Raw genomic sequence first — 12,102 nt, 5'->3', positions numbered from 1 at the left:
TTAATCACTCTTGGGTAGTAAGGTATTCAAGCGAGTCGCAATTCTATTAGGAATTTGCTTTTCTACCGCCTGAATCGCCTGTTCAATTGCAGCCTTAAATGCTTTTTGGTTTGCCGCTCCATGACTTTTAATTACAATGCCCTGTAATCCTAAAAGTGAAGCACCATTATATTGATCAGGATCCAGGTGCCCAAAACGTTTTGTGATACGTTTTTGTAACCAAGGTTTAATCAACTTCATCAGCCACGATGAGATCTTATTTTCTGTAGTTGAAGACTTTACTAAAGATAAAATAACGCGTATTACACCTTCCATTGTTTTCAACGTCACATTACCTGCGAAGCCGTCACAAACGAATACATCAGTTTTACCCGTCAATAATTCATTACCTTCTACATAACCAATATAATTTATAGAAGACGTTGCTTTTAATATTGAGGCGGCTTCGCGGATATTATCTAAGCCCTTACTTTCCTCTTCACCAATATTTAATAACGCTACGCGTGGATTGCTTATATTAGCAATCTCTTCAGCCATTACTGCGCCCATCACGGCAAATTGTACTAGCATTTGGCTATGGCAGTTAACATTAGCGCCTAAATCAAGTACAACGGTTTTACCATGTTTTTGATTTGGCAAAATCGTTGTCAGCGCTGGCCTTTCAATACCATGTATGGTTTTCAATATGAGTTTTGCTAACCCCATAAGTACACCAGTATTTCCAGCACTAATACATGCTTGAGCCTGACCAGACTTCACTAATTCTAACGCAATCCGCATTGACGAGCCTTTACTTTGTCTAATTGCTTGTAACGGCTTGATATCATTAGCAATAGCATATTCTGCAGGTATAATTTGCAAACAATCACGCAGCTCAGCAGGCTGATCTGCAAGCAGTGGGTTTAAAATTTCGGGAATACCGACCAGTAATAATCTTAACTGTGGGTTAGATGCAAGTGCCTGCAACGCAGCAGGCACAATGATATGAGGACCTTTGTCCCCACACATCGCATCTAATGCTAAGATTAAATTAGCCAAGGCATTAATCGTTTAATAATTAACACAACAATTATTTATTAATAACCTTGCGACCACGGTAGTAGCCATCAGCAGTCACATGATGACGCAAATGGCTTTCACCAGAAGTTTTATCTACTGACACTTCAGCAGTTGTCAATGCATCATGTGAGCGACGCATACCACGTTTAGAACGAGTGGGTTTATTTTGTTGTACGGCCATTGACCTTACTCCTTAAGTACTTTTTTTTAAACTAGCTAATACGGCAAAAGGATTTGGCTTTTCTGCCTCGTTAGGCAGCTCACCAAAAACCATATCCGCGTCGGACACTTCACAGCGTTCAGAGTTATGAACTGGGATCACCGGCAAAGAGAGGATTATTTCATCTTCAATCATTGCTAGCAAATCTATTTCACCAAATTGATCAACAGTGATTGGCTCATACTCTTTAGGTAATAACGCAATCCTCTCATCATCAATGACAGGACTAAAACAATAAGTGACATGAACATGATGGTTAAAATTTTTACCACAACGTTCACATTTTAACGTGACATCAACATCAGAATCACCTTTTATGACAACTAAATGTTGATTATCTATTGCAAACGACAGTTCACAAGTTACATCACTATCTATACTTACTACTGATCCTACGACACGCAAAACTTGTTCAGGTGAATAATATCCTGAATAATCCAATTTTTTTTGTGCTGCGCGAAGCGCATCAATCGTTAAGGGTAATTTTACCTTTTGCATAAGGCGCGCATATTATCTTTGTAATGAGACATAGTCAAAGGAAATGGCAGCTTTTGCCTATTTTCCCATCAAATATTCGCTATTTAAGCTCTGTTTAGTTTAAAATGTCTTACCTCATTTAGCTATGCATTTTAGATATTTTATGAAATCAATTGTATTGGCGTCAATGTCATCTTCACGCTATCAGCTCCTGGAAAAGTTAGGCTTACCTTTTACTGCCGATGCAGCAAATATTGATGAAACCCCATTAATCAATGAATCAGCAACTTCTCTCGTCACTCGTTTAGCCACTGAAAAAGCAAAATCATTAGCCATTAAATATCCAACCCATTTAATAATAGGTGCTGACCAAGTGGGTCTGCTAGAAAATCAAATAATAGGAAAACCATTAACTCATACTGCGGCCTTCAAACAACTTAAGCAAGCTTCTGGTAAAAAAATCACCTTCTATACTGGCCTTTGCTTATTTGATAGTGAAACTGGAAAATTCAACACCAAATGTGAACTTTTCACCGTCCATTTTCGCCATTTAAATGATATGGAAATTGAAAATTATCTGTTAAAAGAACAACCTTACCAATGCGCGGGGGCCTTTATGTCAGAAGGGTTAGGCATTACATTATTTGAAAAACTGGTGGGACGGGATCCTAATACTTTAATTGGGTTACCTTTAATTAGTTTAATCAATATGTTACGCACACACGGCATCAATCCTCTCAATTAATAATATCACTGCATACAAAAAGCAAACCGGTTGATAATTCAATCTGGTTTGCTAATTTGATTAGCTATGCACTATTGCTTACGTAATATTGCTAAACAGCTTTTAAGTTGTTGGTCTAGAGGGGCGTTAAAAGTTAATTTTTCCCCACTGGCGGAATGGATAAACATTAATGAACTCGCATGCAAAAAAAGTCGTTTTAAACCAGTAATAATTAACTGTTGATCAAAATCGAGATCACCATAACGGTTATCACAGGCGATAGGATGCTTTGCATATTGTGCGTGTACCCTAATCTGATGTGTCCGCCCTGTTATTGGACTGGCTTTGACTAAAGTAGCATTAGAAAAACGTTCTTCAATTTTAAAATGGGTTTCTGAATATTTACCATCGGCGCCGACTTTCACTATCCGTTCGCCACTTTGTAAAATATTTTTTAATAAAAGAGCCTGAATAACTTTAATATGCGATGGCCATTGTCCTTTTACCAGCGCAAGATACTGTTTTTGCATCTGTTTCAGACGCAACTGCTGATGTAATGCCCTGAGCGCTGAACGTTTTTTAGCTATTAATAAAACCCCTGATGTTTCGCGATCTAACCTATGTACAAGTTCCAAAAAACGTGCTTCAGGACGTAATACACGTAAAGCTTCAATAACCCCAAAATTTACCCCACTACCACCATGAACAGCCATACCGGAAGGTTTATTCAAAACCAGCAAATGTTCATCTTCGTAAATTATACAATCAGTGAGTGCGGCTACTTTATCCAATTTAGCCGAAATAACATTCTGCTGTTTCTCTGCCTGTCGAACGGGCGGTATCCTAATTAAATCGCCCGCTTGAATTTTATATTCAGGTTTAACTCTACCACTATTTATTCTTACTTCACCCTTACGAATAATCCGGTAAATCATACTCTTAGGAACGCCTTTTAAACGTGTCAATAAAAAATTATCAATACGTTGCCCTGCTTCATCATTATTGATAGTAACAAATTGAACCTGATTCTGTATTTTCATTATTTTATTACAACATTTTGTTAACATTTAAGTTTGGTAAATAGTGTGACCGAATATTATGATACCTTGTTTCCGCCTTTTTTTCTTAAACATTGTCAATTCCTTTGTCAAATGCATTTTTTTCACATTTTCCCCTATAAAAAAGCAATAAATCGCAAAAGTTATCTTGATATCTACCCATAAGCAATGGAATAATGGACAGTTGCCATAATGTTTATTAAAACAATCGTTGGCGTAATTTGAGATCTATCTATTTTATTTTGATGACACATAAACGCAGCAATGGTGTAAGACGGTGTGTAAAATCAAAATAAATTATTGAATTGTGAACAAAGGTTTACTGGATTAGCTAAACTGTACATTGAACGAATAAATTCAGCAACAGTACTAATTTAAGAATGCAGCATTTTATTTAAACGTAGCTTCACCGAAAAATTGCGTTTCAATACAACCGACAACCGCGAGGTTGACGATTTTGTAAAAGTCACGAAACCATCGGTCAACAGTAACCATTTTTAGTCGCAACTTTTTGACTTAGTAGAATAATGAGTATTTATAATGAAAAGAATGTTAATTAACGCAACTCAACAAGAAGAGTTGCGCGTTGCTCTTGTTGATGGGCAACGTCTTTATGACCTAGATATTGAAAATCCCGGACACGAACAAAAAAAAGCAAATATTTACAAAGGCAAAATTACCCGTATAGAACCTAGTTTGGAAGCAGCATTCGTTGACTATGGATCAGAAAGGCATGGATTTCTCCCAATTAAAGAAATTGCTCGTGAATATTTCCCTAGTCATTATCAACCTCACGGTCGCCCTAACATAAAGGATGTTTTAAAAGAAGGCCAGGAAGTTATTATCCAGGTTGATAAAGAAGAACGAGGAAATAAAGGGGCTGCGCTAACGACTTTTATTAGTTTAGCGGGCAGCTATCTTGTTTTAATGCCAAATAACCCTCGTGCAGGTGGAATATCACGACGTATTGAGGGTGAAGATCGCACAGAACTGAAAGAGGCATTATCCTCATTGGAGATACCCGATGGGATGGGATTAATTGTCCGTACTGCGGGTGTTGGAAAATCAGCGGAAGCGCTACAACAAGATCTACAATATCGTCTCAAGCATTGGCAAGCCATAAAAAAAGCAGCGGAAAACCGAGCCGCGCCTTTCCTAATTCATCAAGAAAGTAACGTCATTGTACGAGCCTTTCGTGATTACCTGCGCCCTGATATTGGTGAAATCCTGATTGATAATGCGAAAATTGTCGACATGGCTCGCCATCATATTGAAGCGATTGGTCGTGGCGATTTTGCAAGTAAAATTAAATACTATAGTGGAGATGTTCCCCTTTTTAGCCATTATCAAATCGAGTCACAGATTGAGTCCGCTTTTCAACGTGAGGTTCGTTTACCGTCGGGTGGTGCACTGGTTATCGACACCACTGAGGCATTAACTGCTATCGATATAAATTCATCACGTTCAACCCGTGGTGGCGATATTGAAGAAACCGCATTCAACACCAATTTAGAAGCTGCTGATGAAATTGCCCGTCAATTACGGTTACGTGATTTAGGTGGACTGATTGTTATCGATTTTATTGATATGACACCTGTTCGCCATCAGCGTGAAGTCGAAAACCGTTTGCGTGAAGCGGTACGCCAAGATCGAGCACGTATCCAAATCGCTCGGATATCACGATTTGGTCTGCTTGAAATGTCACGCCAACGTTTGAGTCCATCACTGGGTGAATCCAGTCATCACGTTTGCCCTCGTTGTAGCGGTACAGGAACAATTCGTGACAATGAATCACTTTCACTCTCTATTTTACGTTTAATCGAAGAAGAAGCATTAAAAGAAAATACCCATGAAGTACACGCGATTGTACCGGTACCCATTGCATCTTATCTACTGAATGAAAAACGTCAATCTGTCACTGAAATTGAGCGTCGACAACATAATATACGTGTCATTATTGTTCCTAACGATCAGATGCAATCACCTCATTACAATGTAATTCGCATTCGTAAAGGTGAAGAAGTTTCAGCCTTAAGTTACTATCTCGCGCAATATCACGAAGCTGAAACCAATAATCAAATAGATGATGCTGGCGGTGAGAAAAAGCTACCGGAACAACCGGCTATTTCTACTTTTGCTCTCCAATCTCAAGCAGATACAAAAAATGCCGTGGTTGTTAAGGGCAAATCAAGTAAACAGAGGAAATCAACCAACAAGCAGACTTCAACAAGTCTATTTAATCGTATTACCTCTTTCTTGAAAAAATTATTTACTCAATCCCAACCACCTATTGCAGAAACAGTAAAAAAATCGAAAAACGCTAATGACAAACGACGTAATAGTGAACGACGTAATAATCGTCGGCCAACTCAGCGTCGTGAACAGAACGACAATATAGATAACCGCCAAAATCATGGCAATACTGATGATCCGCAAACGCGTAAGAGCCGTAATCAGAAAAGTCATTTTAACGATACTCAAGATAGTGCTGCACGTGAAACTCAACAACAGCGTCGCGAACAGCGAGCTGAACGTCGCCGTCGTCAGGAGGAAAAACGACAACAGCAACTTGAGACAAAAACGCAGCCACTAGATAAGAAAGAGACTGAAACGGAAAAAACGGTCGTTGTCCCGCTCCGCCGTCAACAGCGTCAATTGGTTCAATCGGTGAGGATCACCAATAGCGTGGCAGAGCAACAAAATCTACCTATTGATAAAGAATATCAGGATATTAAGTTGCCTATTACAAATGGTGCAGACTCAGAGCCTGCTTTGTTAACTACCGCACCCATTATGCCAACTGAATCGATAGCGAAAGAAAAAACAATCAATATGCCGCATGTGACAGAACAGGCTGAATCTCATGAAGCATCTACCAATTCTGCTAATGAACGACAAGACACCATCATTCCGCGGCGATCAAGACGTTCTCCCCGTCACCTACGCGTTAGCGGACAACGTCGTCGTCGCTATCGTGATAAAAATCAGGACAAATCCTTAGTACCATTAAAAATGGCCGTTGCTTCTCCTGAATTATCTTCAGGTAAAGTCTGGATCCAGTATCCGATTAAATTAAATGAATCGCATGAAATGTCATCTAATAGCAAAAATATGATGACAATTAGTGAAAAAACAGCATCTTCTGCTAAGCCAATTGATGGTAATGACATCATCGATAAGGTTGAAACAGAAGAAAAAACAGCATCAATTAGTGAAGCGATTCAATCAACGGAAATATGGCTTTTGCCTGACCAATCAACGGCGACAGAAAGGTCTCTACCCTCTGCTGAAATATTACTTATTCCCATTAAGAATCAAGCTACTGAACAAAATGAAAAAGCTTGTCAACCACTTACTGAAGCCAAAGTGATGTCTGAAAACAGTCTTAATGTAATGGTAGAAAAGCAAGTACAAAGTGGTGCAGCAGCTGATGAGCAGCGACAAAATAGTCTATCTGTTAATGATGAATTTTTCATAGCCGATGGAATTAATAAAGATGAACATTCAGTCCAAGAAATGAGTCAGGAAAAAATAGCCATCTTATCGGATGAAAATTGTAGCCATGTTCAGCCAAATATATCTTCTGTGACTGATGTCATTGCAAAAAAAACCAATCATCGTAAGGAAAGAATTACCACGTTAAAAACAGGCAAAAAAACCGGTTTTTCCTCTGCCCCTACCACAAAGGCACCGGCGCCTGAAATTACTGAAAGCTATTTGGAAATTAAAGCTTATGTACGACCTACAATAACTTTCCATGGCAAAAATGGTGCTGGCGGTCATGTAGCAACCAATGTTGCTACATCCAAAATGTTTAAACCCAAATGATGATCAATAAAAAAATGCCCGAATTAGGGCATTTTTTATTCTGAATTTTAATTAAAACTCACTTAAGCACCTTTTATATCAAAGTCCTTTTAGTAGAATATATATGTCTCAATGGATTGTTTTTGGCGCAGGCAAAGGGATGGGTTATCTTCTCGTATAATATGGTCCTCAGCAAGGTCATTAAGTGATCTCTTTTATTCGTAATGTAAAATATAAAACACGACTAACAAAGATTGGCGCGCAATTCATTGTTGGAGATGCTTGCCAATATAACGACATAAAAAATATTTTTGCTAATATTCCTAATAACAGTATTATATTTAGTACTCTTGGTAGTAATAACTACCTAATCGGCAATCTTAATATTATCAAATCGGCCGAAATGTTAAATTTTAAACGATTATTACTCGTGACCTTTGTCGGCTGTGGTGATGGATGGAAATATCTTTCATCTAAAGCGCTTTTCGGTCTGTAATTCGCCCATAAATCGATGATAGAGAGCTACCTAAAAAACCAGTTCATTAAATTACACTATTCTTCGGCCTAGTGAGCTACTTGATTTACCTACTACAGGTAATCACCAACGGATTTAACTCCACCAAATAGGCTAGGTTACATGGCAAGATATTGCTATAGAAGAGCTGTCTAATATTGCTGAAAATAAGCTAACTTATCAACAGATCTAAACAGTAATAGCTCCAAATTTAAGTTTAAATATCAAATAACCATTACCAACCCCCTGTAGTAAAATAGTGTCACAGGGGGTTAATAAAGTTTTTTACCCGTATTATTGGCTGTCGCTATCAGGGCCGGTTTTTAATTTTTGGGTTAACTCTCGCCGCTCTTTTGATAATTCGGCGTTCTTAATATTATAATCATCGATACGATCTTCATAATCGCTACGCATATTAGCGATTATTGCTCTGATCTCTTCAATGGTCATGCCTTCTTTAATATATTCACTTAAATTATCTAACAGTAGAACTCGCTTCTGATTATCACGAATTTTTTTTTCATTATCTGCTAATTCACGTTTGATCTTATTTTTACGACGAAACATACGCACAAACTCCAGTACATTTTGGAATGACTGCTTATTTTTACTTGTCATTTCTTACACCTTTCAATAAAACATATGCATTATGAATAACAAACTACACGATACGGCGATTAACTGATTGAAACAAGCTAATTTCTAGCATTTTTACTCTGTTTTATTATCCTGGCGTTAATAATAAATTCTCTCTTTTGCTTTTATTAATTTTGTGTTATTAACAACCCAAATTAAATTAACCCAATAAATACAAATAAGTAAAATCTTCAAAATTAACGCCAATACAACAATAATTGATTACATCATGAGGATATTCAGTTCAATTATTTATTCAGATTATTGCGGATAATTTAAAGCGTAAAACTTATCTTTGATTTAGTCACCCATGAGTAATTAAAAATAAGTTAACGTGTAGAGTAAAAAAACATTCATTGTCAGATTAGAATATTTTAATATTATTAAACAATATATTGCGCTACATAAAAAATGGGAAAATATTTTGGCCAATAAGCAAAAATCCTCATTTCTGTTTCACGATTATGAAACTTTTGGGCAGCATACTGCTCTCGATCGACCCGCACAATTTGCTGGTATCAGAACTGACTCAAATTTCAACATTATCGAAGATCCACAAATTTTTTACTGTGCTCCTGCCGATGATTATCTTCCTCAACCTCAAGCAGTAATGATCACGGGTATTACCCCCCAATATGCAATAGCTCATGGCATAAATGAAGCAGAATTCGCTAAACGTATTCATGAAATATTTAGCATAGCTAATAGTTGTATTCTCGGTTACAACAATATTCGTTTTGATGATGAAGTCACTCGCCATATCTTCTATCGTAATTTTTATGATCCATATGCTTATAGCTGGCAGCAAGGTAATTCACGTTGGGATTTACTAGATGTGTTACGGGCCTGCTATGCATTACGTCCTGATGGTATTAATTGGCCTAGCAATGACGAGGGACTCCCCAGTTTTAAACTAGAACATTTAACCGTTGCAAACGGTATTGAGCATGCCAATGCGCATGATGCAACAGCGGATGTTTATGCGACTATCGAAATGGCAAAATTAATTAAGCAAGCACAGCCGAAAATGTTTGATTACTTCTTTCAATTAAGAAATAAAAATGAAGTTAAGCAATTGATTGATATTATTGCAATGACCCCGCTAGTTCATGTTTCTGGCATGTTTGGTGCAATACGAGCCAATACCAGTCTAATTGCCCCACTCGCTTGGCATCCCGAAAACCGTAATGCGATTATTGCCTGTGATCTGGCCGCAGATATTAGTCCACTGCTAACATTAGATAGTGATACACTCAGGCAACGTTTATATACGCCTAAGGCCGAGTTAGCCGGTGAATTAGCCATTCCTATCAAACTGATACATATTAATAAATGTCCCATTTTGGCCCCTGCCAACACCCTGCGGACAGCAGATGCTCAGCGCATAGCTCTTGATCTGGATGTTTGTCAGAATAATTTAGCCATATTGCGACAACATAGTGAAGTGCGAGATAAAGTTATTCGGCTATTTACTGAGGCGCAACCTTTTCCTAGCGCAACTGATGTAGATGCTATGCTATATTCCGGTTTCTTTAGTGATAATGATCGCTCAACAATGGCCATTATCCGTCAAACTTTACCACAAAATTTACCTGCATTAGATCTCAAATTTGACGATCCACGCATGAGCCAATTATTTTTTCGTTACCGTGCCAGGAACTATCCGGCCACACTGACAGAACAAGAACAGCTTGCCTGGTTACACCATCGCCGCGATAGATTAACTAGCGAGAAAATAACCCAATATCTGCAAACTATCGAGCAATTATTTGCCGAACATCAAGAAAATAAACAAAAGTGCCAGCAACTAAAAGCGCTGGTAGATTATGCCAATCAGATCGCCAGTTAATTTCGTTTATGTTTATACAATACAAAAGCATGGTAGCCTAACGTAGCAAAGGCCAAATAATTGACCTTTGCTGCGGATAAACTGTTAATAGCGTTAATTTTTGCGATCACTAAACGTCATTCATTTGTGGTAATGGCCGACGAAAACGGCGAGTAATAATTGCCATATAAAAAATGCCAACCGCCGCCCATACCATCCCCAACAACATGGAAGTTTTCTCTAAATTAATCCAAAGCACAGATACGGTTAAAGCGCCCATAATAGGTAAAATTAAGTAATTAAACTTATCCTGCCAAGTATGGCAACGACGCTCTCTAAAATAAAATTGTGAAATAACCGAAAGATTAACAAAAGTAAATGCAATTAATGCCCCAAAATTAATCAACGCTGTCGCAATTTCCATATCAAACCAAATTGCTGTTAACGCCAATATGCCAACTAAAATGACATTAAAAGCAGGTGTTCGCCAGGTAGGATGAACATAACCAAAAAAACGCTCAGGAAAAACACCATCTCTGCCCATAACATACATGAGACGCGAAACACCGGCATGGGCAGCCATGCCTGAAGCTAAGACGGTTGCACAAGAAAAAACCAAAATAATAGACTGAAATAGAGCACCAGCAACATATAACATAATTTCCGGTTGTGATTCGTCAGGTTTTTTAAAATGCGAAACATCAGGAAAATACATCTGTAAAAAATAAGAAACGCCAATAAAAATCAAACCACCAATCAATGCCGTCAAAAAAATTGCTTTTGGGATCACTTTTCCTGCATTTGGTGTTTCTTCCGATAGTGAACTGATGCCATCAAAACCGAGAAATGAAAAACATAAAATCGTCGCCCCGGTGATCATTGGAATTAAATGTGCCTGTTCAGAGGTGAAAGGTCTCCATGACCAAATCTGGCCAGAACCTTCGCCTTTAGATAATCCATGGATCAGAACCGCTAAAAAAACGAGCATGACAGCGATTTGAATAATAACGATAATCGTATTTAAATTTGCGACTAAATTGATACCGCGCAGATTAAAAATAGTCATCAATAAAACTAATCCGACAACAAAAATCCAGGGAGCAATGCCCGGGAAAATGGCTTCAAGATAAATTTTAGCTAACAATATATTAATCATCGGCATGAATAAGTAATCAAGCAAAGATGACCATCCCACCATGAAACCTATATGTGAATTCATAGATTTTTGCGCATAGGTATAAGCCGATCCGGCGGAAGGAAACCGTTTTACCAATTTACCATAACTCAATGCGGTAAAAAGAATAGCAATCAAAGCAATAATATAAGAAGAGGGAACATGCCCATCAGTTTTTAATGACACTAAACCAAAAGTGTCAAAAACCGTCATTGGCTGCAAATAAGCCAACCCCATCATGACAACCTGGATTAAAGTTAATGTCTTAACCAGTTGAGCACGATTATTTATCTCGGTCGGTTCTTTACTGAGAGCTAATGAGATATTATTTGACATGGGCAAAACCTCCCACAACTTCCGATTTTGTCTTGATATTATGACTTAATCGATAGTTATAAGGAAGAGTTCGCTCACGCCTATAGGCTGAGAAAAAAGAGAAATGAGAGAATAAAGTATTTTCGAAGCTGAACGCTCCGTAGTCATTAATAATACAGCAACCATGACCGATTGGCACAGGTGCAAAAATAGATAATTGCGCCATAATAGCATTCCTCACGACGGTAGCCTGCTCTAGTTTGACTACGCGTTTTTTCTAACAGTGGTAT

General features: G+C 38.0%; 11 protein-coding genes. 4 read left to right on the top strand and 7 right to left on the bottom strand.

Annotated features, from left to right (window positions below; translation table 11 throughout):
* The 3 genes from plsX to yceD are packed head-to-tail and all read right to left on the bottom strand — an operon-like array spanning position 1 to position 1,777.
* Positions 1-1,038: a phosphate acyltransferase PlsX gene (plsX, locus tag LDL57_RS05935; RefSeq protein ID WP_180560217.1), complete on the bottom strand. Its 1,038-nt coding sequence runs from the start codon at positions 1,036-1,038 to the stop codon at positions 1-3.
* A gap of 31 nt (positions 1,039-1,069) precedes the next feature.
* The gene (gene rpmF / locus LDL57_RS05930) at positions 1,070-1,240 is read right to left on the bottom strand and encodes a 50S ribosomal protein L32 (protein ID WP_180560216.1); all 171 of its coding nucleotides are present in this window, start codon (positions 1,238-1,240) and stop codon (positions 1,070-1,072) included.
* A gap of 12 nt (positions 1,241-1,252) precedes the next feature.
* The gene (yceD, locus tag LDL57_RS05925; protein ID WP_180560215.1) at positions 1,253-1,777 is read right to left on the bottom strand and encodes a 23S rRNA accumulation protein YceD; all 525 of its coding nucleotides are present in this window, start codon (positions 1,775-1,777) and stop codon (positions 1,253-1,255) included.
* A 142-nt stretch (positions 1,778-1,919) separates the two neighbouring features.
* Here yceD and LDL57_RS05920 point away from each other — a divergent pair, with 142 nt between their 5' ends.
* Entirely contained in the window at positions 1,920-2,501 is a 582-nt protein-coding gene (locus LDL57_RS05920) for a Maf family protein (protein WP_180560214.1), read from the top strand.
* Between the two features lie 71 nt (positions 2,502-2,572).
* Here LDL57_RS05920 and rluC read toward each other — a convergent pair whose 3' ends face one another.
* The gene (gene rluC / locus LDL57_RS05915) at positions 2,573-3,520 is read right to left on the bottom strand and encodes a 23S rRNA pseudouridine(955/2504/2580) synthase RluC (RefSeq protein ID WP_180560213.1); all 948 of its coding nucleotides are present in this window, start codon (positions 3,518-3,520) and stop codon (positions 2,573-2,575) included.
* Positions 3,521-4,078: 558 nt separating this feature from the next.
* On the opposite strand from rluC, the gene rne reads away from it, so the two are divergent.
* Positions 4,079-7,366, top strand: a complete 3,288-nt coding sequence (gene rne, locus LDL57_RS05910; protein WP_225507261.1) for a ribonuclease E — start codon at positions 4,079-4,081, stop codon at positions 7,364-7,366.
* A gap of 184 nt (positions 7,367-7,550) precedes the next feature.
* The gene (locus tag LDL57_RS05905; protein ID WP_180560211.1) at positions 7,551-7,841 is read left to right on the top strand and encodes a Rossmann-fold NAD(P)-binding domain-containing protein; all 291 of its coding nucleotides are present in this window, start codon (positions 7,551-7,553) and stop codon (positions 7,839-7,841) included.
* 312 nt (positions 7,842-8,153) lie between these two features.
* On the opposite strand, the gene tmaR is transcribed toward LDL57_RS05905, so the two are convergent.
* Positions 8,154-8,477, bottom strand: a complete 324-nt coding sequence (gene tmaR / locus LDL57_RS05900; protein WP_180560210.1) for a PTS system regulator TmaR — start codon at positions 8,475-8,477, stop codon at positions 8,154-8,156.
* Between the two features lie 439 nt (positions 8,478-8,916).
* Here tmaR and sbcB point away from each other — a divergent pair, with 439 nt between their 5' ends.
* Positions 8,917-10,344: an exodeoxyribonuclease I gene (gene sbcB / locus LDL57_RS05895; RefSeq protein WP_225507487.1), complete on the top strand. Its 1,428-nt coding sequence runs from the start codon at positions 8,917-8,919 to the stop codon at positions 10,342-10,344.
* A gap of 109 nt (positions 10,345-10,453) precedes the next feature.
* Here the strand turns inward: sbcB and LDL57_RS05890 are convergent, their stop codons facing one another.
* Positions 10,454-11,833, bottom strand: a complete 1,380-nt coding sequence (locus LDL57_RS05890; protein ID WP_180560208.1) for an APC family permease — start codon at positions 11,831-11,833, stop codon at positions 10,454-10,456.
* Positions 11,823-12,038, bottom strand: coding sequence for a hypothetical protein (locus LDL57_RS05885; protein WP_180560207.1), 216 nt, complete (start codon positions 12,036-12,038; stop codon positions 11,823-11,825). The genes LDL57_RS05890 and LDL57_RS05885 overlap by 11 nt, the downstream gene beginning before the upstream one ends.
* Between the last annotated feature and the right edge of the window lie 64 nt (positions 12,039-12,102).

Origin of the sequence: Arsenophonus apicola, from assembly GCF_020268605.1 — a bacterium.
Taxonomy (GTDB): domain Bacteria; phylum Pseudomonadota; class Gammaproteobacteria; order Enterobacterales; family Enterobacteriaceae; genus Arsenophonus; species Arsenophonus apicola.
Note: the sequence above shows the minus strand (reverse complement) of the source record. Positions and strands in the feature narration are given on the sequence as shown.